Consider the following 21914-nt stretch of genomic DNA (forward strand, 5'->3'; position numbering starts at 1 on the left):
GTCGGTCAGTCGATGTCAACCGCCCTCGGGAGGAGGCGCACCGGCGGTCGTCCGGCGCCGCCCCGACAGCCGCTCGACGGCGACCGCGGTGAGCAGGACCACGCCGAGCACGCCGAGCGCCGCGGCGGGCGGCAGCAGCACACCGAGCGGCAGCAGGAGCAGGACCAGCACGACCACGGCCCGCTGCGCCGGTGGCGCCGGCTGCCCGGTGAGCCGGAGGAAGAGCAGCCGGCCACCCAGGAAGAGCGCGGCACCCCCGTACAGGGCCACCGAGGCGGACCAGGTCGTCGTGGCGCCCTCGTCGTGCGCCTCGCCGTGGCCGCCGGCGACGAGGGCGAGCACCTGTTCGACACCGAGCGACAGGTAGATGACGCCGATGATCAGCAGCAGGTGGGTCTGGCTGTAGGCGTCCGAGGCGATCCGGTCCCGCCGCTCCCCCGTCGCCGTGGCCAGCACGCGGGCGGCGGCGGGTCCGGCCCGGTCGAAGTACAGCCACCACAGGCAGGAGGTGACCGCGAAGCCGACCAGCGCCACACCGAGGACCGGCGGCCGGGTCACCGCCGAGGCGGCGCCCACCCCGGCGGCGACCAGCGACTCACCGAGGGCGATGATCAGCACCAGGCCGTGCCGCTCGGTGAAGTGACTGGCGCTGCGCAGCGGCCAGGTGCCGCGCCGCGCGTAGGACAGGCGTTGCCCGCCGATCTCGACGACGAACGCCACCACCCACAGGACGGCGTGCGCGGTCCCGCTCAGCAGCGCGCCGAGCAGCAGCGGCACCCAGCCGGCGGCGCTGACCGCCGCGAAGAACCGGATCCGCGGCCGCAGCCCGGGCACCCCGGCCGCCGCCCAGTAATAGAGCCCCAGGTGGACGACGCGGAGCAGCACATAGGCGAGGGCGACGAGCAGCGGCCCGTCCAGGCCCGGCCCGGACGTCCAGGCTTCGGGCATGGCCAGCGCGGCCACGAACAACGCCGCCATGGCGACCAGGAACCCGAGGCGGACCATGCCGACCTCGGCCCGCGTCTGGTTGCCCAACCAGGTGTACGAGGACCAGGCGATCCACAGCAGCACGAGCAGGATCAGCCCCTGGACCATGGTGGCCGGGGTGGACTGCCGCCCGATCAGCGACATGATGCGGGTGAGCGCGAAGACGAAGACCAGGTCGAAGAAGATCTCGAACGGCGTGACCCGGCGCCCGGCCGGCGCGGGAGCGGGCGGGCGCGGCCACGACGGACGCCACCGTGTCCTGTCCCGCCCCACCTCGTCGCCCCTCCGCCGCCCCGACCGCTCGCCTCCGCCGACGGTAGGCGGCCCGGCGGGAGCGGTGCAGGGATTCCGGTGATCGGCGGGGCGCCCGGTCACACGTCCGCGGCGGCACCCCAGGCGGCCCGCACGAGGGCCGGGAGCACGCGGGCCGCCGGTCCGTGCAGGTTCACCGCGCACACCGCGTCCAGCGGCGTCTCCTCGGGGTTGACCTGGATCACGGTGCCGCCCCGGCGGGCCGCGACCTGCGGGATCTCGGCGGCCGGGTACACGAGGCCGGACGTGCCGACGGTGAGCAGCACGTCGCAGCGGTACGCCGCCTCGACGGCGGCCGCGAGGGCCGGCTCGGGCAGCGCCTCGCCGAACCACACCACCCCGGGCCGGACCGGCGCGGCGCAGTGCCCGCAGCGGGGCGGGTCGAGCCGCCGGCCCTCCTCCGGCTCGGCACCGGGTCCGGGCGCGGGCGCGGCGCAGGCCGAACAGCGCGGCGCGAACAGGCTGCCGTGCAGGTGGACCGTGCCGGCGGAGCCGGCCCGCTCGTGCAGGTCGTCGACGTTCTGGGTGACCACCACGGTGTCCGGCACCCGGGCGGCCATCGCCGCCACGGCCCGGTGCCCGGGGTTCGGCTCGGCGCGAGCGACGGCGGCGCGCCGCCACTCGTACCAGCCCCAGACCAGCGCGGGGTCGGCGCGGAACGCCTCCGGGGTCGCGAGGGACCGGGGGTCGAACCGTTCCCACAGGCCGGTGAGCGCGTCCCGGAAGGTGGGCACGCCGCTCTCGGCCGACATTCCGGCGCCGGTGAACACGACCAGCCGCCGCGCCCCCGCGAGCACCTCCGCCGCGGGCGCCAGGTCCTCCCGCTCCCGCCGGCCGGTCACCGGGTGAGGGTCAGGCGGACGTCGACCCGGTCGCCCAGCGCGATCCCCTCGGCCCGGCGGACCGCGGTCTTCACCGGCACGATGTAGCGCCCCTCCCAGGGCCAGAGCGACGTCTGCCAGCCGGTCCCGCCGATCCGCGCGGTCACCGGGATCATCCCCCAGCCGTACGTGACCGACGCCGAGGCGGCCTCCAGCTCACCGCACAGCTCGTCGGGCACGGTGACGAAGTGCCAGGGCGCGGGCCCCCGCCAGAACCACACCTCGCCGCTGAACTCCAGCTCCACCCGCTCAGGATAGGCGTCGATCCCGTCCGGCCCGCAACAGCCGCAGGCCGACCAGCACCGTCCACACCAGCGGGGGGAACACCGCCAGGGTGCACGACGGGGCCCAGCCGCGGCTCAACCCCGGCGTGGTGCGGCACCTGCTGCGCCGTCCCCGGGATCCCCTGGCGGCCCTGTCACCGCGGGAGCGGGAGGTGCTCGCGCTGGTCGCCGAGGGCCACTCCAACGCGGCGATCGCGGCGCGGCTGCACGTCACCGAGGCGGCGGTCGGCAAGCACGTGGGGAACATCCTCACGAAACTGGACCTGCCGCCCGCCGAGGACACCAACCGCCGGGTGCTGGCCGTGCTCGCCTACCTGCGCGCCGGCGCCTAGAGGTTCATCGGCGCGGGGTCGGTGGCCAGCTCCCGGAACCGCACGCGCGGGTCGGGCACCAGCCGCCGCGAGGCCAGGTCGAGCAGGCCGCCCACCCCGGTGATCGTGGCGACCGGGGTCCCGTCCGGACGGGTGAGGTCCTGCACGATCTCGAAGGTCTTCCCCTCGCCCCAGCGGAACTCGCAGGACACGTCCACCTCGTCGCCGCCGCGCAGCTCCCGCAGGTAGCGCAGGGTCACCTCCAGGGCCACCGGCCCCACCCCGCCGGCGAGGAGCCGGTCCTGCCGGATGCCGGCGGCGCGCAGGCACTCCCAGCGGGCGTGCTCGGCGTACTGGAGGTAGACGGCCTGGTTCAGGTGGCCCTGGGTGTCGAGTTCGTAGCCGCGGACGGTGACGCGCACCCGGAACGGATCTCCCATGGGTCGAGCCTAGTCACCGGTACGACATCACCCGGCGGTCTCGTCGGGCCGCCCGAGCTGCGCGACGTGGGTCGGGTCGAGGACCCGGGAGAGGAACGCGCGGGTCCGCTCGTGCCGCGGCGCGCCCAGCACCTCCTCCGGCGGCCCCTGCTCGACCACCACGCCCCCGTCCATGAAGACCACCCGGTCGGCGACGTCCCGGGCGAACGCCATCTCGTGGGTAACCACCATCATGGTCATGCCGTCCTCGGCCAGCTTGCGCATGACGGTGAGGACGTCGCCGACCAACTCGGGGTCGAGCGCGGAGGTCGGCTCGTCGAAGAGCATCAGCTCGGGGTCCATGGACAGCGACCGGGCGATGGCGACCCGCTGCTGCTGCCCGCCGGAGAGCTGGGCCGGGAACGCGCCGGCCTTGTCGCTCAGGCCGACCCGGTCCAGGTTGGCCCGCGCGACCCGCTCGGCCTCGGCGCGGCCGCGCCGCAGCACCCGGCGCTGGGCGATGGTGAGGTTGTCCAGCACGGTCAGATGCGGGAACAGGTTGAACGACTGGAAGACCATGCCGATGCCGCGGCGTACCGCGTCGATCTCGACGTCCGGGTCGGTCATCTCGGTGCCGTTGACCCAGATCTTGCCGGCGGTCGGCTCCTCCAGCAGGTTCACGCAGCGCAGCAGCGTCGACTTGCCGGACCCGGACGGCCCGATGACGCAGACCACCTCGCCGTGGCCGACCTCGAAGTCGATGCCCTTGAGCACCTCGAGCGGCCCGAAGGACTTGTGCAGGTCGCGGATCTCGACGGCGGGCTGGGACGGGCTGGTCGTCATGGGGTCACCGGGCCTTGGCGTAGCGGAGTTCGAGGCGGCGTACCACCTGCGAGAGCGGCAGGGTGATGATCAGGTAGGTGAGCCCGGCCACCAGCAGCGGAGTGGCGTTCACCCGGTCGTTCAGCGTGTCCCGGCCGAACTTCGTGACCTCGATGGTCTGCGCCGTCACGCCGAGCACGTAGGCGAGCGACGAGTCCTTGGTGAGCAGGATCAGCTCGTTGGTCAGCGGCGGGATCACGATGCGGAACGCCTGCGGGATGACGATCGTGCGCATCGCCGTGAAGTGCGACATGCCGAGGGTGCGCGCCGCCTCCATCTGCCCCTTCGGCACGGCCTGGATGCCGGCCCGGATGGTCTCGGCCATGTACGCGGCGGCGGTCAGCCCGAGGCCGATGGCGATCGACCCGAACACGCCGCCCGGGATCTCCCGCTCGGGGAAGGCGATGGGGATGCCGTAGCCGACGAGGAACAGCACCAGCAGCGCGGGCAGGCCCCGGAACAGCTCGATGTAGGCCGTGGCCACCCACCGGTACGGCGCGACCCGGGACAGCCGCATGAGCGCCAGGACGGTGCCGAAGACCAGGCCGAACGCGAACGCGCCGAGGGTGTAGAGGATCGTGTTGCGCAGCGCGACGGTGATGATCGTCGGGAACATCGACTCGATGATGTCGACGCGGAAGAACGCCTCCCGCAGGCGGCCCCAGTCCGCCGCGAAGATCACCACGGCGATGACGGCCACGAAGGCCAGGTACTGGAGCCAGAGGGACAGCCGCTCTCGCTGGCGGCGTCGCAGCTTCACGTTCGAGCGCTCCTTGGACGGTGCGGAGGGGTGCCGGCGCGGAGGGCGCGCGGGGCGCGCCCTCCGTCCGGGTGGTGGCTCAGGCGTTCGGCTTCTTGCCGATCCACTTCTCGTAGATCGTGTCGTAGGTGCCGTCCTGCTTCGCCTTGGCGAGCACGTCGTTGATCTTCTTGAGCAGCTCCGGGTTGCCGTCCTTCTTCACCGAGAAGCCGTACTGCTCACCGGTGTCGAACTCGGCGGTCACCTCGAACCCGCCCTGGTGCTCCTTGATGTACTCGGTCCAGACCGGCAGGTCGTTGATGGCGGCCTCGACCTGGCCGTTGGCGAGGGCCTGCTGCTCGGCGGCGAGGTCCTCGAACTCGACGAGCTGGAGGCCCTTCTCGTCGGCGAGCTTCTTGGCGTAGTCGCGGCCGGTGGTCGCGGCCTGGACGCCGACCTTCTTGCCCCGCAGGTCGTCGAGCGACTTGTACGGCTTGCCGGTCTTGACGAGCATCGCCTGGGTCGCGTCGAAGTAGGGGTCGGAGAAGTTCATGACCTTCTGCCGTTCCTCGGTGATGGTCATGCCGGCGGCGGCCGCGTCGCACTTGCCGGTGTTCAGGTCCTGGCCGGACTTGATCCCCTCGAACGGCGTGTCGACGATCGTCTGCTCGACGCCCAGGTCCTTGGCGACCAGGTCCATCACGTCGACGTCGAACCCGACCACCTTGCCGCTCGCGTCCTTCGACTGGAACGGCGCGTACGGCAGGTGGGTGCAGACGGTGAGCTTGCCCTTCTGGACGAGCTTGACGCCGCTCGCCTGGGTCTCGCCGTCCTCCTTCTTGGCGCATCCCGCGCTCGCCGCGAGAGCGGCGATCGCCACGACGACGCCGACCCTGCGGACTGCGCTCTGGAACGTCACGGCAGTGTCCCTCCGTTCGACCCTGGTATGACAGCCAGCCAGGGCTGGTGCAAAGACGATGTGACAGGGGACGCTACCCGATCGGTGCGGGCCTACCAAGATCACCGCGGGCGGCCGCACCCAAGCTGTGACCGATTCCGTCGAGTGAACCCGGCACTCGGGCACGCAACCGGACGGACCTTGCGGGCAAGGACTGAATGCTGGTTCACTTCTTGCGTGGCGTACCGGAGCACCGAGCGGGTGAAGGCCCGGCTGAGCGCCTCCCGTGAGCGGATCATCGCGGCCGCGCTGGAGATCATGGCCGGCCACGGCTACGCGGGCTGCTCGGTCGCGGCCGTCGCCGAGCGCGCCGGCGTCGCGACGGGCACCGTCTACCGCCACTTCCCCACCAAGGCCGACCTCTTCGCCGAGGTGTTCCGCACCGCCTCGCAGCGGGAGGTGGACGCCGTGGCGCGGGCCGCGGCGCAGCGGGCCACCGCCGCCGCGCAGATGTCGGCCGTCGTCGAGACGTTCGCGGGCCGCGCCCTGCAGTCCCCCCGGCTGGCGTACGCGCTGCTCGCCGAGCCGGTCGACCCGGCGGTCGACGCCGAGCGGCTCACCTTCCGCCGCGCCTACGCCGACCTGATCGCCGGTCACGTGGCGGCGGGGGTGGCGAGCGGCGAACTGCCCGCGCAGGATCCCGACCTGACCGCGACCGCGCTGGTCGGTGCCCTCGCCGAGGCCATGGTCGGCCCGCTGGCCGCCGGCGTCGCGGGCCCCGGCACCATCCCCGACCTGACCAGGTTCATCCACCGCGCGCTGGGAGTTTCGCCGTGATCACACACGAGGTCCGCAACCAGGTCCCCCCGCTGGCCGGTCACGACACGGCCGACGACCCGGCACTGCTCGACGGGCTGGACCGGGAGGGCGCCGGCTGGGCCACCGCCGAGGTGCGTGACCTCGGCCGCCTGGGGGGCGCCGCGCCGGCGATCGAGCACGGCCGGCTCGCGAACGAGCACCCGCCGGTCCTGCGCACCCACGACCGCTCCGGCCACCGGATCGACGAGGTGGAGTTCCACCCGTCCTGGCACGAGCTCATGCGCACGGCGGTCAGCCACGGCCTGCACGCCGCGCCGTGGGCCGACGGCCGGCCGGGCGCCCACGTGGCCCGGGCGGCCAAGTTCTACGTGTGGCGGCCCGACGCCGGCCACGGCTGCCCGATCTCGATGACCTACGCGGCCGTGCCAGCGCTGCGGCACGCCCCGGACCTGGCCGCGCGGTACGAGCCGCTGCTCGCCGCGAGGGAGTACGACTTCGGCCTGCGCGCGCCGCTCACCAAGCGGGGCCTGCTGGCCGGCATGTCCATGACGGAGAAGCAGGGCGGGTCGGACGTGCGGGCCAACACCACGATCGCCCGGCCCGATCCGGACGGCACCTACCGGCTCGTCGGGCACAAGTGGTTCACCTCGGCGCCGATGTGCGACGTCTTCCTCACCCTCGCCCAGGCGCCGGGCGGGCTCACCTGCTTCCTCGTCCCGCGGGTCCTGCCGGACGGCACGCGCAACCCGCTGCGGCTCATGCGCCTCAAGGACAAGCTCGGCAACCGGTCCAACGCCTCGGCCGAGATCGAGTACGAGCACGCCGTCGCCTGGCGCGTCGGCGACGAGGGCCGCGGCGTGCGCACCATCATCGACATGGTCAACCTGACCCGCCTCGACTGCGTCATCGGAGCGGCGGCCGGGATGCGCCAGGGGCTGATCACCGCCGCCCACCACGCCACCCACCGGCGCACCTTCGGCCGCTACCTCGTCGACCAGCCGCTCATGCGCAACGTGCTCGCCGACCTCGCCGTCGAGTCGGAGGCCGCCACCGTCCTCATGATGCGCCTCGCCGGAGCGACCGACCGGTCCGCGCGCGGCGACGCCGCCGAGACCGCGTTCAAGCGGCTCGCCCTCGCCGTGGGCAAGTACTGGGTGTGCAAGCGCTGGCCGGCGCACTCCGCCGAGGCCCTGGAGTGCCTGGGCGGCAACGGCTACGTCGAGGAGTCGGGCATGCCGCGGCTGTTCCGCGAGTCGCCGCTGAACTCGATCTGGGAGGGTTCCGGCAACGTCGCCGCGCTGGACGTGCTGCGCGCGGTCGCCCGGGAACCCGAGGTCGTGGAGGCGTTCCGGGCCGAGGTGAGCGCCGCCGCCGGCGCCGATCCGCGGCTCGACGCCGCCGTACGCCAGGTGCAGGCCGACCTGTCCGACCACGACGACCTCGAGCTGCGGGCCCGCCGGGTGGTCGAGCGGCTCGCCCTGGTCCTGCAGGGCGCGCTGCTGGTGCGGCACGGGCACCCGGCCGTCGCCGACGCCTTCTGCGCCTCCCGCCTCGGCGGCGACCACGGCCAGGCGTTCGGCACGCTGCCGAGCGGGGTCGACTTCGCGGCGATCATCGCCCGCTCCGTGCCGAAGGTGGGCTGACCGGATCCATCGAAGAACATTACCAGATCGACCTACGACGATGTAGGTTTCCGCCAGGATCCGAGCGGAGGAGCGGCGGATGGCTCGCTGGCGTGGCACGACCCGGTCCGCGATCGTGCTGGCCGCTGTCCTGGCGGTGACCGCCCTGATCGCACCGTCCCCCGCCGCCGCCTGGGGATACGGCGTCAATCGGGTCCAGACGGCGGCCGAGGACTCGTGGGCGCAGACCGGCATGGGCCCGGGCTGGGTGCTGCTGAGCTACAAGGCCAACGGGCCGATGGTCGGCTATCTCTTCGCCCGTGACTTCGTCTTCGCCGACGGCGTCGTCAAGTCCAGCTTCGACCACATGGACATCCGCGACACCGGCGACGCCGCCGCCGGCAACACCGAGGGCATCACGCGCTGGCCGTGGGGCTACGCCGGGGGCAGCTTCGACGGGTGCGCCTACGCCTACGGCACGCGCAAGTTCGCCATCGAGCGCACCGGGTTCATGTCGTCGAGCTGCGCCGGCGGCCCCAACGTCGCCGGCTCCAGCAACGCCGACGGATCCCCGGACCAGCTGCGCTGGTGGCACTCCGAGCAGGTCTTCTGCACCGCCACCGCCGTCGACCCGCTGTGCAGCCTGTACGGCGTGTGGAGCGAGAACAAGGGCGGCGGGCTCAAGGCCACCACCGCCCGCACGGCCTGCAGCGCGTTCGGCAACATCGGGGCCGCCGCGGCGTACGGGTCCGGAGCGGCAATCCCGGTCCACCCGCTCGGCACGGCCCCCGCCGGCGCACAGATCGACATCCGCTACGTCACGAAGGACCGTCAGTGGATCATGGCGAAGTGGCGGGGGAACCGCTTCGCCGCCGGCATCGCCTGGGCGTTCCTACCCCGTTCCTGCGTCTGGTGACCCGGCGCCGACGATCCGCAGCGCCATCTCGGCGTACCGGGCGGCGATGTACTCGGGGCTGAGGTCGCCACCGTCCCGGTACCACCGGCCCACGTCCACGCCGAGGGACAGCAGGGCGGCGGCCGCCATCCGGGGGTCCGGGGTCTGGAACACCCCGGCGCGGACGCCGGCCTCGACGAGCTGCCGGATCGCCTGCTCGATGTGGTGGCGGATCTCGCGGATCTCGGCCAGGTGGGCGGGGCTGAGCGCGGCCAGCTCGTAGTTCACCACCCGGGTGGTGGTGTGGTCGCGGGCGTGGGTCACGACGAAGTCGTGGACGACCCGCAGCAGCGCCGCGGCCGGGTCGGCGGACGACGCGACCGCCTCCCGCACCAGCGCCAGCACGTGCTCGTGCCCGGACCGCGAGATCAGGTAGAGCAGCTCCTCCTTGGAGCGGTGGTGCACGTAGAGCGCGGCGGGGCTCAGCCCGGCCGCGGCCGCGATGTCGCGCGTCGTCGTGCCGTGGAAGCCGCGCTCCGCGAACGCGGTGACGGCGGCGTCGAGCAGCCGGGCGCGCGTCGCGTCGGCGCGGGACTGCTCGGCACTGTCGGCCACCACGTCCATCCTTCCCCCTCCTGACCCTCGGCCGGCATTGATACCACAACCGGCCCGGGCGGACCTGTTGACGACGCCCCGCACGCTGTCGCACACTCGCTCGGACACATTCTAAGCAAGCGCTTAGTAAGTTCGAAGGAGGTGGCCGTGTCGGAGGCCCCGTCGAGCAGGTTCGCCGGCCGGACGGCGATCGTCACCGGCGCCAGCCGCGGCATCGGCCTGGCCGTCGCCCAGCGGCTGGTCGCCGAGGGCGCCCGGGTCGTGGTCACGGGACGGAAGCGGGAGGCGCTGGACGAGGCGGTCGCACGGCTGGGCGAGGGCCACGCGCTCGGCGTCGCCGGCCACGCCGACGACCCCGACCACCAGGCCGAGGTGGTGACCCGGGCGGTCGAGACCTTCGGCAGCGCCGACTTCCTGGTCAACAACACCGGCATCAACCCGGCGTACGGACCGCTGGTCGAGCTGGACCTGGCCGCGGCCCGGAAGGTCTTCGAGGTCAACTGCCTCGCGGCGCTGTCCTGGGTGCAGCAGGTCCACCGCGCCTGGATGGGCGGGCACGGGGGCGCGGTCGTCAACGTCTCCTCGGTGGCCGGTGTCCGGCCCGCGTCCGGCATCGGCTTCTACGGCGCCAGCAAGGCGATGCTCACCCACCTCACCCAGCAGCTCGCCGTGGAACTGGGCCCGGACATCCGGGTGAACGCGGTCGCACCGGCCGTGGTGAAGACGACGTTCGCCACCGCCCTCTACGAGGGCCGCGAGGAGCAGGTCGCCGCCGCGTACCCGCTCCGGCGGCTCGGCGTCCCCACCGACGTCGGCGGCGCCGTCGCGTTCCTGCTCTCCGCGGACGCCGCCTGGATCACCGGCCAGCTGCTCGTCGTCGACGGCGGCCTCACCCTGACCGGAGGTGTCTGATGCCGGTGCGGGACAGGGGCGTCGTCGTCACCGGCGCCGGGCACGGCATCGGCCGCGCGCTGGCCACCCGGCTCGCCGCCGAGGGCGCCAGGGTCGTCGTCAACGACCTCGACGCCGAGGCGGCCGAGCGGGTGGCCGAGGCGATCGGCGGCTTCGCGGCTCCCGGCGACGCCGCCGGCGAGCAGGGCGTCGCCGCGCTGGTCGAGACCGCCCGGGGCCACCTGGGCGACGTCGACATCTGGTTCGGCAACGCCGGCGTCGACCGCGGGCGAGGGCTGGACGCCGGCGAGACCGACTGGGCCGCCAGCCACGAGGTGAACGTCATGGCCCACGTCCGGGCCGCGCGTCTGCTGGTGCCCGCCTGGGTCGAGCGCGGGGCGGGCCGCTTCGTGGTGACCGCGTCGGCGGCCGGGCTGCTCACGACGCTCGGCAACCCGGCGTACGCGGTCAGCAAGCACGGCTGCGTCGCGTTCGCCGAGTGGCTGTCGGCGACCTACCGGCACCGGGGCGTCGTGGTGCAGGCCATCTGCCCCCAGGGCGTACGGACCCGGATGCTCGCCGGGACCGGGCCGCTGCGGGACCTGATCAGCCGCGACGGGGCGCTCACCCCGGAGGACGTGGCCGACGCGACGTGGCAGGCCCTGCACGACGACCGGTTCCTGGTCCTGCCGCACCCGCGGGTGGCCGACTACTACCGGCACCGGGCCACCGACACCGACCGCTGGCTGGACGGCATGAACCGGTTCCAGCGCCAGCTCGAGGACCAGGAGGCCCGGTGAAGGCATGGCAGGTTGCCGCGCTCGGTGAGCCCGTCGACGTGTTGCGGCTCGTCGACGTGGCCGACCCGGAGCCCGGCGCCGGGCAGCTCGTGGTGCGGGTGCTGGCCAGTCCGGCCAACTTCCCCGACGTCCTCATGTGCCGGGGGGAATACCAGGTCCGGCCGGAGCTTCCCTTCACCCCCGGGGTCGAGCTGTGCGGCGAGGTCGTCGCGCTCGGCGCCGGTGTGGACGGGTTCGCCGTCGGCGACCGGGTGCTCGGCGGCGCGGCGCTGCCGCACGGCGGGTTCGCCGAGTTCGCGGTGCTGGACGCGGCGACCACGTTCCCCGCGCCGGCGGCGCTCGACGACGCCGAGGCGGCCGCCCTCTACATCGGCTACCAGACCGGCTGGTTCGGCCTGCACCGGCGGGCCGGGCTGCGGGCCGGCGAGACGCTGCTGGTGCACGCCGCCGCCGGCGGGGTCGGCAGCGCGGCGGTCCAGCTCGGCCGGGCCGCCGGCGCCCGGGTGATCGGCGTGGTGGGCGGCCCGGAGAAGGCGGCGGTGGCGCGCACCCTCGGCGCCGACGTGGTGGTGGACCGGCGCGCCGAGGACTTCGTCGAGGTGGTGAAGACCGAGACCGGTGGCCGGGGCGCCGACGTCGTCTACGACCCGGTGGGCGGGGAGACCTACCAGCGGTCGACGAAGTGTGTCGCCTTCGAGGGCCGGATCCTCGTGGTCGGCTTCGCCGGTGGCCGGATCCAGTCCGCCGCGCTCAACCACGCCCTGGTGAAGAACTACTCGATCGTCGGCCTGCACTGGGGCCTCTACCACCGCCACGACCCGGCCGCCGTCGCCGAGTGCCACCGCGCCCTCACGGCGCTGGCCACCGAGGGCGCCGTACGGCCTCTGGTCAGCGAGCGCCTGCCACTCGGCGAGGTGGCCGACGGGGTGCAGCGGCTCGCCGACGGCTCCACCGTCGGCCGGGTGGTGTACGTCCCGTGACCGTCCACCTGCCCCATCCGTACCCAGCGAGGAGTTGACCTGCCATGACCACCACCCGCACGGCCGTCGTCACCGGAGCGGCCCGCGGCATCGGGGCCGGCGTCGCGAAGCGGCTGGCCCGCGACGGCTTCGCCGTCGCCGTCGTCGACCTGGACGAGGGCGCCGGTGAGCCGGTCGCCGACGAGATCCGGGCCGCCGGGGGCCGGGCCCTGGCCGTGGGCGCCGACGTGGCCGACGAGCCGGCGGTGCGGGCGGCCGTCGACCGGATCGCCGGGGAGCTGGGCGAGCCCACGGTGCTGGTCAACAACGCCGGCATCACCCGGGACAACCTGCTGTTCAAGATGACCGCCGACGACTGGGACGCGGTCGTCAACGTGCACCTGCGGGGCTCGTTCCTCATGACGCGGGCCGTGCAGGGCTTCATGACGGGGGCCGGTTGGGGGCGGATCGTCAACCTGTCCAGCACCTCCGCCCTGGGCAACCGGGGCCAGGCCAACTACGCCGCCGCGAAGGCGGGGCTGCAGGGCTTCACCAAGACCCTCGCCCTCGAACTCGGCAAGTTCGGGGTCACGGCGAACGCGATCGCCCCGGGGTTCATCGAGACCGAGATGACCGCCGCCACCGCGGCCCGGCTCGCCGTGCCGTTCGAGGAGTTCAAGCGGGCCGCCGCGGCGCAGATCCCGGTCGCCCGTACCGGCACGCCGGAGGACATCGCGCACGCCGTGTCGTTCCTGGTCAGCGAGGGCGCCGGCTTCGTGTCGGGCCAGGTGCTGTACGTGGCCGGCGGGCCGAAGGACTGAGTGGAGGGTACGACGATGAAGGTCTTCCAGGGCATCGCGGAGCTGGAGCGGGCGGTCGGCACCCACCTCGGGTACTCGGGCTGGCACCGGATCACCCAGCAGCAGATCGACGCCTTCGCCGACGCCACCGGTGACCACCAGTGGATCCACGTCGACCCGGCGCGGGCGGCGCGGAGCCCGTTCGGCGGCACCATCGCCCACGGCTACCTCACGCTGTCGCTGGTGCCCATGCTGGTCTGGCAGGTCTACCGGGTCGACGGGGTGCGCATGGGGGTGAACTACGGCGCCAACAAGCTGCGTTTCCCCGTCCCGGTCCCCGTCGACTCGGAGGTGCGGGCGGGCGTGGAGCTGCTGTCGCTGGCGCCCGGCGGCGGTGGCCACCAGCTGACCGCGAAGGTGACCGTCGAGGTGGCCGGCGCCGCGAAGCCGGCCTGCGTCGTCGAGACCGTCAGCGTCCTGGTCCCGTGAGCGCCCCCGCACCGGCCGACCCGCCGGGCCTCGACCTGGCCCGGCTCGGCGACTGGTTCGCCGCCAGGGTGCCCGGGGCGGCGCGGCTGACCACCGCCCGCCTGGTCACCGGCGGGAAGTCCAACCTCACCTACGAGGTCGGCGACGGGCGGAGCACCTGGATCGTGCGGCGTCCCCCGCTGGGGCACGTGCTGTCGACGGCCCACGACATGGCCCGGGAGTACCGCGTCATGTCGGCGCTGCGCGCCACCGCCGTGCCGGTGCCGGTGACCTGGGCGCACTGCGCGGACGACGCCGTGCTGGGCGCGCCGTTCTACGTGATGGAGCGGGTCCCCGGCACGGCGTACCGGCACGCGGCCGAGCTGGAACCGCTCGGCCCGGACCGCACCCGGGCCATCGCGACCCGGCTGGTCGACACCCTGGCCACGCTGCACGCGGTCGACCCGGCGGCCGTGGGCCTGGCCGACTTCGGCCGGCCCGCCGGCTTCCTGGGCCGGCAGGTGCGGCGGTGGCGCACGCAGCTCGACGCCTCGTACTGCCGGGAGCTGCCCGCCGCCGACGAGCTGCACGCCCGGCTCGCGGCCGCCGTGCCGGCGGATTCGGCGCCGGGCATCGTGCACGGCGACTACCGGCTGGACAACGTCCTGGTCGACGAGCACGACCGGCTCACCGCCGTGGTCGACTGGGAGATGGCCACCCTCGGCGACCCGCTCACCGATCTGGCGCTGCTGGTGCTCTACCAGCGTCTCGGCCGGCTGGTCGGCCCGGCGGTGGCCGAGGCGTCGTCGGCGCCCGGTTTCCTGACCGAGGACGAGATCCTCGACCGGTACGCGGCGGCGAGCGGCCGCGCCCTGCCGCCGCTGGGCTTCCACCTCGGACTGGCGGCCTTCAAGCTGGCCACCATCCTCGAGGGCATCCACGTCCGCCACCTGCGTGGGCAGACCGTCGGCGCCGGCTTCGACCAGCTCGGCGAGGTCACCGAGCTGCTCCTCGACGCCGGCCTGACCTACCTGAAGGAGCACTGATGGACTTCGCCCTGGACCCGCGGACCGAGGGGCTGCGCGACAACCTGCTGGACTTCATGGACCGGCAGATCCACCCGGCCGAGCCGGTCTTCCACGAGCAGCTCGGTCAGCTCGGCGACCGCTGGGCGTGGGACTCGGTGCCGGTGCTCGCGCGGCTGCGCACGGAGGCCCGGAAGCGGGGGCTGTGGAACCTCTTCCTGCCCGGCGAGCACGGCGCCGGGCTGACCAACCTGCAGTACGCCCCGCTCGCGGAGATCACCGGCCGCAGCCACCTGGCGCCGGCCGTGCTGAACTGCGCCGCCCCGGACACCGGCAACATGGAGGTGCTGGCGATGTTCGGCACCGCGCAGCAGCGCAAGCAGTGGCTGGAACCGCTGCTGGACGGCGAGATCCGGTCGTCGTTCGCCATGACCGAGCCGGACGTGGCCTCGTCGGACGCCACGAACATCGCCACCCGGATCGAGCGGGACGGCGACCACTACGTGATCAACGGCCGGAAGTGGTGGATCACCGGCGCCATGAACCCGAACGCCCGGATCCTCATCGTCATGGGCCGGACCGATCCGCACGCCGAACGGCACCGCCAGCAGTCCATGGTGCTGGTCCCGCGGGACACCCCCGGCCTGGAGGTCGTCCGCGGCATGGCGGTGTTCGGATACGACGACCACGACCACGGCGGGCACGCCGAGCTGGCGTTCCACGACGTCCGCGTGCCGGTGGAGAACCTCATCGGCGGCGAGGGCGACGGCTTCGCCATCGCGCAGGCCCGGCTCGGCCCGGGCCGCATCCACCACTGCATGCGCTCGATCGGCCTGGCCGAGCGGGCCGTCGAGCTGATGTGCGCCCGCGCCGAGCAGCGGGTCGCGTTCGGCCGCCCGCTGGCCGAGCAGGGCGTCATCCGGGAGTGGATCGCCGAGTCCCGGGTGCGGATCGAGCAGCTGCGCCTGCTCGTGCTCAAGACGGCCTGGCTCATGGACACGGTCGGCAACAAGGGCGCGCACACCGAGATCCAGGCCATCAAGATCGCCACCCCGGCGACCGTGCAGTGGATCCTCGACAAGGCCATCCAGGTGCACGGCGCCGCCGGGCTGTCCCAGGACTTCCCGCTGGCGGCCGCGTACGCCGGCATCCGCACGCTGCGGTTCGCCGACGGGCCCGACGAGGTGCACCGCAACGCCCTGGCCCGGCACGAGCTGCGGCGGCAGGCCGCCGCGCGGCAGCGGGTCGGCGGCGAGCGCCCGACGATCTAGGGTGGTGGGCATGGCAGGCCCCACCCCCTCCGCCGCCCGGAATCCGCTCACCGTGCTCACGCTGGACGAGCTGCGGCGGCGCAGCAGCGTGAAGTGGCGGATGCACCCGCCGGACGTGCTTCCCCTCTGGGTCGCCGAGCAGGACGTCCCGCTCGCTCCCCCGGTGGCCGACGTGCTGCGCCGCGCGGTCGACCTCGGCGACACCGGCTACCCGCACGGGACGGCGTACGCCGAGGCGCTCGGCGAGTTCGCCGCCGACCGCTGGGACTGGCCCGGCTTCCGGGTCGACCACACCGCCGTCGTGCCCGACGTGATGATGGGTATCGTCGAGGTGCTCCGGCTGGTGACCGGTCCCGGCGACGCCGTGGTCGTCTGCCCTCCCGTCTACCCGCCCTTCTACGCCTTCGTGAGCCACGCCGACCGGCGGGTGATCGAGGCGCCGCTCGGGCCGGACCTGCGGCTGGACCACGCCGCCCTGGACGAGGCGTTCCGCCGGGCCCGGGCGCTCGGCCGCCGGCCCGCGTTCCTGCTGTGCAACCCGCACAACCCGACCGGCGTGGTCCACCGCCGCGACGAACTCGAGGCCGTCGCCGGCCTGGCCGCCCGGCACGGCGTACGGGTCGTCTCCGACGAGATCCACGCCCCGCTGGCCCTGCCCGGGGCGCGGTTCACCCCGTACCTCACGGTGGCCGGCGCCGAGGACGCGTTCGCCCTGACCTCGGCCTCCAAGGCGTGGAACCTCGCCGGCCTCAAGGCCGCGCTCGCGGTCGCCGGGCCGCGGGCCGCCGCCGACCTGCGTCGCATGCCGGAGGAGGTCAGCCACGGTCCCAGCCACCTGGGCGTTCTCGCGCACACCGCCGCGTTCCGGGCCGGCGGGCCGTGGCTCGACCTCCTCCTCGACGGTCTCGACGCCAACCGCACCCTCCTGGAGAGCCTGCTGGCGAAGCACCTCCCGGCCGTCACCCACCGCCGTCCCGAGGGCACCTACCTGGCCTGGCTGGACTGCACGGCGCTGGGCATCCCCACCGAGGCGCCGGGCGGCGAGCCCGGAGTGGCCAGCGACCTCGCCGGGCCCGCGAGGTTCTTCCTCGACCGGGCGCGCGTCGCGCTCAGCTCGGGGCACGTCTTCGGCACCGGCGGAGCCGGCTTCGTACGCCTCAACTTCGCCACCTCCCCCGCGATCCTCACCGAGGCCGTCACCCGCCTGGGCCGGGCCGTCGACGCGCGCCGCCCGCAGGACTGAACCCCGTTCCGGTCCGGCGGCGAGCGCTGCCGGTGGCCGGGCTCACGGGTGTAGTGCCGTTTCGCGCCGATCCGGGTCGGGTATCTCGGCGCATGCCGGCGGGCCGGAGTCCGATGTGACCGGCGCCGTCCGTCGACAGGCATGAGGGAAAGGCAGGTCACTCGGTGGTGAATTCGTCCGTGAGGCCGACGATGTCGAGGACCGTGACGGTGATCCGGGAGGGCCTGCGCAGCACCAGGGCGCACCCGGCCGAGCCGGCTCGCCGGCGGACCGTCAGCAGCGCGTTGACGCCGGCGGCGCAGAAGAAGCTCACCCGGCTCAGGTCGAGCACCAGCACGGGCGGCGGCTGGCCGGACAGCAGCCGGTTCACGAGGGCCACGAGCGGGTCGACGGTCGACAGGTCGACCGCGCCCCCGACCTCCACCACGACCGCCGGGCCTTCCCGGGCGAGCGCGAGGGACAGTGCGGGTGGCCGGACGGTCTCCCGTGCCGACGGGTGCTGCGCCTGATCGACGGACATGAGCTGCTCCTCGGGGCGAGGGGTTGCCGGACCGGGTCGATGCCCCGGGCTCGCCGTCGGCGGCCCGGCACTGGTCCTGGGCTCATGTCCGAACCCACCTCGACCCTAGCCCCGTTCCGCCCGATTGGCACCCTGCCGAGCGCGGGAAATGTGTGCTCCTTGACAAGGAAAGCCGGTCAGCGCTCCCCCGGGAGGGCCGGCGACTGGACTTCAGGAGGTAGCGGTGTCCGATGCTGCTGACCCCCATCTGGGCTCGGCCTCGGGCCGGCTGCTCACGCTGCTGGCCGACTCGCGTCACGTGGACGTGTTCCTGGACGACATCGTCCGGGTCGCGACCGAGGTGGTCACCCCCGCCGTGGCCTGCGGGCTGACGGTGCGCCGGGACGGCGGGGCCTTCACCGTCGCGAGCAGCGGCCACCTGGCCGCGCAGGGCGACGAGATCCAGTACGGGGCCGACGAGGGCCCCTGTCTCGAGGCGCTCCGCCAGGGGGAGGTCGTCGAGGTGCTGGACCTGCGCGACGACGGGCGGTGGAGCCGCTACCGGGAACACGCGCTCCGCCTGGGCATCATCAGCTCGCTGTCGCTCCCGATGACCGTGGACGGCGAGACCGTCGGGGCGTTGAACCTCTACGCCACGGAGCCGCGCGCGTTCAACGGCCCGGTACGCCGGCAGGCCCTGGCGTTCTGCGACCACGGGTCGGCGGCGCTGGGCGTCATCCTCCGCCAGGCCGACCAGGCTCTCCTGCACGAGCAACTCACCCACGCGATGGCGTCCCGCGGCATCATCGACCAGGCCCTCGGGGTGATCATGGGCCAGCAGCGGTGCACCGCCAGTGAGGCGTTCGCCCTGCTCCGGCGCGCGTCGCAGAACCGCAACCGCAAGCTGCGGGACGTGGCCGCCGAGATCATCACCCAGGTCACCGGCGAGTCACCGGAGCCGGGCTCCGGATTCGTGGCGCCCCGCCAGCAGCCCTGAGCTGGCCGGGACACGGAGACGGCCGCGGAGGATGCCGCGGCCGTCTCCGATGTCCCGGGAGGGTGTTCAGCGGTTGCGCAGCGGGGCGAGCGCCTCGCTCCAGGCCACCACCTGGTCCAGAGTGGCGTTGAGCGCGTCGGCCTGGAACTGGCCGGGCTTGAAGACGCTGAAGTTCTCGAAGTCGGTGAAGAGCGACAGCGCCACCTGCGACCGCACGTCGGCCATCTGCAGCTCGCCGGCGATCAGCCGCAGGTGCTCGACGGCGCGGGCGCCGCCCACGGAACCGTAGCTGACGAACCCGACGGCCTTGTTGTTCCACTCCGCGTAGAGGTAGTCGATGGCGTTCTTCAGGGCACCCGAGGTGGAGTGGTTGTACTCCGGGGTGACCATCACGAAGCCGTCGAACGACGCGATGGTGCTGGCCCAGCGCAGCGTGTGCGGCTGGGTGTACTGGCCCATCGACGGCGGGTACGCCTCGTCCAGGTGCGGCAGCTGGTAGTCGAGGAGGTCGATGAGCTCGTACTGGGCGTCGCCGCGCTGCTTGGCGACGTCGTGCACCCAGCGGGCGACCGCCTCGCCGTTGCGGCCCGGGCGGGTGCTGCCGAGGATGATGCCGATCCTGGTCATGTCGTGGTGCCCTTCCGAAGTACTTGCTCGGTCAAGCACACGCTAGCCAGTTCTTGCTTCGTCAAGCAAACTCCTGCGCTGTGGCGACCACCACCGCGCCGAACCGTCGTTGCTCGGTCAAGCAAGTAGGATGGAGGCATGTCCGCCGCATCGAAACCGCTGCGCCCCCTCGACGCCGAGGAGGAGGCGCTGGTCCGCTCGCTGGGCCGGATCATGCACGTGCTGCCCCGGGCGATCGACGCCGACATGGTGGGCGACCACCAGCTGCCGCTCACCGAGTACACCGCGCTCATGCACCTCTCGGAGGCGCCGGAGCGGCGGATGCGGATGAGCGACCTCGCCTCGGCGTGCCAGCTCTCCCTCAGCGGGATGACGCGCACCATCGCCCGGCTGGAGACGCAGGGTCTCGCCGAGCGGGTCAAGTGCGCCGAGGACGCGCGCGGATGGAACGCCGTCCTCACCGACGCCGGCCTCACCCGGCTCCAGGAGTCCTGGCCGAGCCACCTGGCCAGCGTGCGGCGCCGGTTCCTCGACCACTTCGAGGGCATCGACCTGGTCCAGCTGGCCCGCGCGTTCCAGCGCGTCGGCACGGCCGACTGAGCCGGGCGCGGCCGGAACGACGCGCCGGTCCGGCCGCGCGGGCGGGCGGCCGGCCGGACCGGGAGCGGGTCAGCTCAGCAGTTCCCGGACGCGCGGGATGACCTGCGTGCCGTACAGCTCGATGGCCGACATGAGGGCCCCGTGCGACAGGCCGCCCATCCCGTACTTCATCTCGAAGCGGTTCGCGCCGAGCAGCGGGAGGTTCGCGGCGATCTTCCGGGCGACGGTCTCGGGCGACCCGACGTAGAGCGCGCCGTGCGGCCCGACCTCCCGCAGGAAGGACTCCCGCGTGGGTACGGCGAAGCCGCGGGTGCGGGCCACCCGGCGGATGACCTCCTGGTATCGGGGGAAGAACTCCGCACGGGCCTGCTCGTCGGTGGCGGCGACGTGGCCGGGCGAGTGCACGCCGATGGGCAGGGGATCCCGGCCGAGCTGCGTGCGCGCCTGGTGGAACAGGCGGGAGAACGGGGCGAAGCGGGCCGGTGACCCGCCGATGATCGCGAGCATCAGGGCGTAGTCGTACCGGGCGGCGCGGATCACCGACTGCGGGTTGCCGCCGACGCCGATCCAGGCGGGGAACGGCCCCGACTCGGTGTGCGGCACGACGTCCTGCTCGTGCAGCGGCGCCCGCATCGTGCCCTTCCAGGTCACCGGCCCGCCCTTGCGCAGCTCGGCGAAGAGCTGGGCCTTCTCCTCGAAGAGCTGCTCGTAGTCGGCCAGGTCGTAGCCGAACAGCGGGAAGGAGTCGACGCTGGACCCCCGGCCGAGGATCACCTCGGCCCGGCCGCCGGAGACCGCGTCCAGGGTGGAGTAGCGCTGGAAGACGCGTACCGGGTCGTCGGAGCTGAGGACCGTGACGGCCGACCCGAGGCGGATCCGGCTGGTGCGGGCGGCGATCGCCCCCAGCACGACGTCGGCGGCGGAGAGCGGGAAGTCGTCGGTGTGGTGCTCACCGATGCCGAAGAAGTCCACGCCGACCTGCTCCGCGAGGACGCCCTGCTCGACGATGTCGCGGATCGTGCGGGCGTGCGAGACCGGACGGTCGTCGGCGTCGTGGGTGACGTCGCCGAAGGTGTCCAGGCCGAGCACGAGGGGGAAGGCGGCCGGGCGTACCGGGTCCGCCGACGGTGCTGACGTCATGATGAGCCTCTGTCCGTGTGGTGGGTGCGGGCCAGCGCCCGCGTGAACTCGGTCCGGCCCAGCGGCACGCCGAAGACCGGGCCGCCGGGTTGCAGGAGGCGGCCGGCCCGCAGGCTGTCCAGCCGCACCGCGTCGTAGCCGACGCGCTCGATCAGGTCCGCCACGGTGCCCACCGCGGCCGGGTCGTCGCCGGCGACGCCCAGCGCGCGGCGGTCCGGCGCGCCGGCCGGGCGGCGGTCGTCCTCCAGGTCGTGGTAGCCGATGTGGTTCAACGTCTTCACGACCGTCGACCGGGCGAGCCGGCGCTGGACCATCTCGCTGCTGCCGTGGCGGGGGTCGTCGAACAGCTCCTGGACGCCGTCCACGGGCGGCCAGTAGTTCATGGTGTCCACCACGAGCTTGCCGGCGAGCAGGGCGGGATCGAGGTCCGGGAACCGGTGCAGCGGTATCGCCAGCACGACGATCCCGGCGTCCGCGACGGCGTCGGGCGCCCAGCGCGCCTGCGCACCGGGGGCCAGCACCTCGGTGATGAGGGCGATGTTCGCCGGGTCGCCGGAGGCCGCGATGCTCACCGGATACCCGGCGGCCAGCGCTACCCGGGCGATCACCGGCCCGGTGTGCCCGGCGCCCAGCACGGCCGTCCGCGGCCGGGGCGACAGGGTCCTCGTCGCGGCCGGGGCGTCGGCGCCTGCGGTGCCGTCGTCGTCACCCATTCCTGCCACCCCATTTCCTTGACCGGTCAAGCATATCCCGCCTGCTTGACTGATCAAGGATTGCGCCGGTCACACTCTCGGGATGTGATGGGGTGGAGCCGCGAGGGCCCGGGCGGGGCCGCCAAAAAGTTTTGTGAGTTTCCTACAACCGGCGCCGCTCAGGGTTCGGCGGTTACGACATGGCGCGGGTCGCCGGCAGCGGGAAAGGTGATCACTG

General features: G+C 73.5%; 25 protein-coding genes and 1 pseudogene. 14 read left to right on the forward strand and 12 right to left on the reverse strand.

Annotated features, from left to right (window positions below; genetic code table 11):
- Positions 1–15: 15 nt before the first annotated feature.
- From GCE86_RS12220 to GCE86_RS12230, 3 genes are all read right to left on the reverse strand, one after another.
- Complete coding sequence (locus GCE86_RS12220; protein ID WP_154227062.1) at positions 16–1260, reverse strand: low temperature requirement protein A; 1245 nt, start codon at positions 1258–1260, stop codon at positions 16–18.
- A 98-nt stretch (positions 1261–1358) separates the two neighbouring features.
- Positions 1359–2141 carry an SIR2 family NAD-dependent protein deacylase gene (locus GCE86_RS12225; protein WP_154227063.1) on the reverse strand — a complete coding sequence of 261 codons (783 nt, stop codon included), beginning with the start codon at positions 2139–2141 and terminating at the stop codon, positions 1359–1361.
- The gene (locus GCE86_RS12230; RefSeq protein ID WP_154227064.1) at positions 2138–2425 is read right to left on the reverse strand and encodes a DUF1905 domain-containing protein; all 288 of its coding nucleotides are present in this window, start codon (positions 2423–2425) and stop codon (positions 2138–2140) included. Before GCE86_RS12230 ends, GCE86_RS12225 begins: the two co-directional genes overlap by 4 nt.
- A 113-nt stretch (positions 2426–2538) precedes the next feature.
- Here GCE86_RS12230 and GCE86_RS12235 point away from each other — a divergent pair.
- A pseudogene (locus GCE86_RS12235) lies at positions 2539–2796 on the forward strand (helix-turn-helix domain-containing protein); the annotation flags it as partial.
- On the opposite strand, the gene GCE86_RS12240 reads toward GCE86_RS12235, so the two are convergent.
- From GCE86_RS12240 to GCE86_RS12255, 4 genes are all read right to left on the reverse strand, one after another.
- Positions 2793–3215 (reverse strand): acyl-CoA thioesterase, encoded by a 423-nt coding sequence (locus GCE86_RS12240; protein WP_154227065.1) that lies wholly within the window; start codon positions 3213–3215, stop codon positions 2793–2795. The pseudogene GCE86_RS12235 and the gene GCE86_RS12240 overlap by 4 nt on opposite strands.
- Before the next feature lie 27 nt (positions 3216–3242).
- Complete coding sequence (locus tag GCE86_RS12245; protein ID WP_154227066.1) at positions 3243–4037, reverse strand: amino acid ABC transporter ATP-binding protein; 795 nt, start codon at positions 4035–4037, stop codon at positions 3243–3245.
- A 4-nt stretch (positions 4038–4041) separates the two neighbouring features.
- On the reverse strand, positions 4042–4836 hold the full coding sequence (locus tag GCE86_RS12250; protein ID WP_091258375.1) for an amino acid ABC transporter permease: 795 nt from the start codon (positions 4834–4836) through the stop codon (positions 4042–4044).
- Between the two features lie 79 nt (positions 4837–4915).
- Positions 4916–5734 carry a basic amino acid ABC transporter substrate-binding protein gene (locus tag GCE86_RS12255; RefSeq protein WP_154227067.1) on the reverse strand — a complete coding sequence of 273 codons (819 nt, stop codon included), beginning with the start codon at positions 5732–5734 and terminating at the stop codon, positions 4916–4918.
- Between the two features lie 216 nt (positions 5735–5950).
- On the opposite strand from GCE86_RS12255, the gene GCE86_RS12260 reads away from it, so the two are divergent.
- From GCE86_RS12260 to GCE86_RS12270, 3 genes are all read left to right on the forward strand, one after another.
- Positions 5951–6550 (forward strand): TetR/AcrR family transcriptional regulator, encoded by a 600-nt coding sequence (locus tag GCE86_RS12260; RefSeq protein ID WP_154227068.1) that lies wholly within the window; start codon positions 5951–5953, stop codon positions 6548–6550.
- A complete protein-coding gene (locus tag GCE86_RS12265; protein ID WP_154227069.1) occupies positions 6547–8175 on the forward strand; it encodes an acyl-CoA dehydrogenase family protein in 1629 nt (542 codons plus the stop codon). Before GCE86_RS12260 ends, GCE86_RS12265 begins: the two co-directional genes overlap by 4 nt.
- Before the next feature lie 79 nt (positions 8176–8254).
- A complete protein-coding gene (locus GCE86_RS12270; RefSeq protein ID WP_154227070.1) occupies positions 8255–9070 on the forward strand; it encodes a hypothetical protein in 816 nt (271 codons plus the stop codon).
- Here the strand turns inward: GCE86_RS12270 and GCE86_RS12275 are convergent.
- Positions 9047–9664, reverse strand: a complete 618-nt coding sequence (locus GCE86_RS12275; protein WP_244317277.1) for a TetR/AcrR family transcriptional regulator — start codon at positions 9662–9664, stop codon at positions 9047–9049. The genes GCE86_RS12270 and GCE86_RS12275 overlap by 24 nt on opposite strands.
- 147 nt (positions 9665–9811) lie before the next feature.
- On the opposite strand from GCE86_RS12275, the gene GCE86_RS12280 reads away from it, so the two are divergent.
- Genes GCE86_RS12280 through GCE86_RS12315 form a run of 8 tightly spaced genes read left to right on the forward strand, consistent with a single transcriptional unit; the run spans position 9812 to position 17121 of the window.
- Entirely contained in the window at positions 9812–10576 is a 765-nt protein-coding gene (locus tag GCE86_RS12280; RefSeq protein ID WP_154227072.1) for an SDR family oxidoreductase, read from the forward strand.
- Positions 10576–11355 (forward strand): SDR family NAD(P)-dependent oxidoreductase, encoded by a 780-nt coding sequence (locus GCE86_RS12285; RefSeq protein WP_154227073.1) that lies wholly within the window; start codon positions 10576–10578, stop codon positions 11353–11355. The genes GCE86_RS12280 and GCE86_RS12285 overlap by 1 nt, the downstream gene beginning before the upstream one ends.
- On the forward strand, positions 11352–12335 hold the full coding sequence (locus GCE86_RS12290; protein ID WP_154227074.1) for an NADPH:quinone oxidoreductase family protein: 984 nt from the start codon (positions 11352–11354) through the stop codon (positions 12333–12335). The genes GCE86_RS12285 and GCE86_RS12290 overlap by 4 nt, the downstream gene beginning before the upstream one ends.
- A gap of 44 nt (positions 12336–12379) precedes the next feature.
- Positions 12380–13135: a 3-oxoacyl-ACP reductase FabG gene (gene fabG, locus GCE86_RS12295; RefSeq protein WP_154227075.1), complete on the forward strand. Its 756-nt coding sequence runs from the start codon at positions 12380–12382 to the stop codon at positions 13133–13135.
- Positions 13136–13150: 15 nt separating this feature from the next.
- Complete coding sequence (locus GCE86_RS12300) at positions 13151–13603, forward strand: MaoC family dehydratase (RefSeq protein WP_154227076.1); 453 nt, start codon at positions 13151–13153, stop codon at positions 13601–13603.
- The gene (locus GCE86_RS12305; protein WP_154227077.1) at positions 13600–14628 is read left to right on the forward strand and encodes a phosphotransferase family protein; all 1029 of its coding nucleotides are present in this window, start codon (positions 13600–13602) and stop codon (positions 14626–14628) included. The genes GCE86_RS12300 and GCE86_RS12305 overlap by 4 nt, the downstream gene beginning before the upstream one ends.
- Positions 14628–15878, forward strand: a complete 1251-nt coding sequence (locus GCE86_RS12310) for an acyl-CoA dehydrogenase family protein (RefSeq protein WP_154227078.1) — start codon at positions 14628–14630, stop codon at positions 15876–15878. Before GCE86_RS12305 ends, GCE86_RS12310 begins: the two co-directional genes overlap by 1 nt.
- 10 nt (positions 15879–15888) lie before the next feature.
- On the forward strand, positions 15889–17121 hold the full coding sequence (locus tag GCE86_RS12315) for a MalY/PatB family protein (protein WP_154227079.1): 1233 nt from the start codon (positions 15889–15891) through the stop codon (positions 17119–17121).
- 157 nt (positions 17122–17278) lie between these two features.
- Here the strand turns inward: GCE86_RS12315 and GCE86_RS12320 are convergent, their stop codons facing one another.
- Positions 17279–17641, reverse strand: a complete 363-nt coding sequence (locus GCE86_RS12320; protein WP_154227080.1) for an STAS domain-containing protein — start codon at positions 17639–17641, stop codon at positions 17279–17281.
- A gap of 223 nt (positions 17642–17864) precedes the next feature.
- Between GCE86_RS12320 and GCE86_RS12325 the strand changes: the two genes are divergently transcribed.
- Positions 17865–18617, forward strand: a complete 753-nt coding sequence (locus GCE86_RS12325; protein WP_154227081.1) for a GAF and ANTAR domain-containing protein — start codon at positions 17865–17867, stop codon at positions 18615–18617.
- A gap of 66 nt (positions 18618–18683) precedes the next feature.
- Here the strand turns inward: GCE86_RS12325 and GCE86_RS12330 are convergent, their stop codons facing one another.
- A complete protein-coding gene (locus GCE86_RS12330) occupies positions 18684–19244 on the reverse strand; it encodes an NADPH-dependent FMN reductase (protein ID WP_154227082.1) in 561 nt (186 codons plus the stop codon).
- A gap of 138 nt (positions 19245–19382) precedes the next feature.
- Between GCE86_RS12330 and GCE86_RS12335 the strand changes: the two genes are divergently transcribed.
- Positions 19383–19844 (forward strand): MarR family winged helix-turn-helix transcriptional regulator, encoded by a 462-nt coding sequence (locus GCE86_RS12335; RefSeq protein WP_154227083.1) that lies wholly within the window; start codon positions 19383–19385, stop codon positions 19842–19844.
- Positions 19845–19913: 69 nt separating this feature from the next.
- Here GCE86_RS12335 and GCE86_RS12340 read toward each other — a convergent pair whose 3' ends face one another.
- Both GCE86_RS12340 and GCE86_RS12345 read right to left on the reverse strand, forming a co-directional pair.
- On the reverse strand, positions 19914–20984 hold the full coding sequence (locus GCE86_RS12340; RefSeq protein WP_154227084.1) for an LLM class flavin-dependent oxidoreductase: 1071 nt from the start codon (positions 20982–20984) through the stop codon (positions 19914–19916).
- Positions 20981–21697: an NADPH-dependent F420 reductase gene (locus tag GCE86_RS12345; RefSeq protein WP_154227085.1), complete on the reverse strand. Its 717-nt coding sequence runs from the start codon at positions 21695–21697 to the stop codon at positions 20981–20983. Before GCE86_RS12345 ends, GCE86_RS12340 begins: the two co-directional genes overlap by 4 nt.
- Positions 21698–21914: the final 217 nt, after the last annotated feature.

The sequence above is a fragment of the Micromonospora terminaliae genome (assembly GCF_009671205.1).
In the GTDB taxonomy this organism is placed as follows: Bacteria; Actinomycetota; Actinomycetes; order Mycobacteriales; family Micromonosporaceae; genus Micromonospora; species Micromonospora terminaliae.

What these genes read in the sequence shown, in the direction of transcription:
- GCE86_RS12245 (WP_154227066.1), bottom strand. Translation starts at nt 4,037, where the DNA reads ATGACGACCAGCCCGTCCCAGCCCGCCGTCGAGATCCGCGACCTGCAC.
- GCE86_RS12270 (WP_154227070.1), top strand. Translation starts at nt 8,255, where the DNA reads ATGGCTCGCTGGCGTGGCACGACCCGGTCCGCGATCGTGCTGGCCGCT.
- GCE86_RS12315 (WP_154227079.1), top strand. Translation starts at nt 15,889, where the DNA reads ATGGCAGGCCCCACCCCCTCCGCCGCCCGGAATCCGCTCACCGTGCTC.
- GCE86_RS12285 (WP_154227073.1), top strand. Translation starts at nt 10,576, where the DNA reads ATGCCGGTGCGGGACAGGGGCGTCGTCGTCACCGGCGCCGGGCACGGC.
- GCE86_RS12320 (WP_154227080.1), bottom strand. Translation starts at nt 17,641, where the DNA reads ATGTCCGTCGATCAGGCGCAGCACCCGTCGGCACGGGAGACCGTCCGG.
- GCE86_RS12300 (WP_154227076.1), top strand. Translation starts at nt 13,151, where the DNA reads ATGAAGGTCTTCCAGGGCATCGCGGAGCTGGAGCGGGCGGTCGGCACC.
- GCE86_RS12330 (WP_154227082.1), bottom strand. Translation starts at nt 19,244, where the DNA reads ATGACCAGGATCGGCATCATCCTCGGCAGCACCCGCCCGGGCCGCAAC.
- fabG (WP_154227075.1), top strand. Translation starts at nt 12,380, where the DNA reads ATGACCACCACCCGCACGGCCGTCGTCACCGGAGCGGCCCGCGGCATC.
- GCE86_RS12335 (WP_154227083.1), top strand. Translation starts at nt 19,383, where the DNA reads ATGTCCGCCGCATCGAAACCGCTGCGCCCCCTCGACGCCGAGGAGGAG.
- GCE86_RS12240 (WP_154227065.1), bottom strand. Translation starts at nt 3,215, where the DNA reads ATGGGAGATCCGTTCCGGGTGCGCGTCACCGTCCGCGGCTACGAACTC.
- GCE86_RS12340 (WP_154227084.1), bottom strand. Translation starts at nt 20,984, where the DNA reads ATGACGTCAGCACCGTCGGCGGACCCGGTACGCCCGGCCGCCTTCCCC.
- GCE86_RS12345 (WP_154227085.1), bottom strand. Translation starts at nt 21,697, where the DNA reads ATGGGTGACGACGACGGCACCGCAGGCGCCGACGCCCCGGCCGCGACG.
- GCE86_RS12310 (WP_154227078.1), top strand. Translation starts at nt 14,628, where the DNA reads ATGGACTTCGCCCTGGACCCGCGGACCGAGGGGCTGCGCGACAACCTG.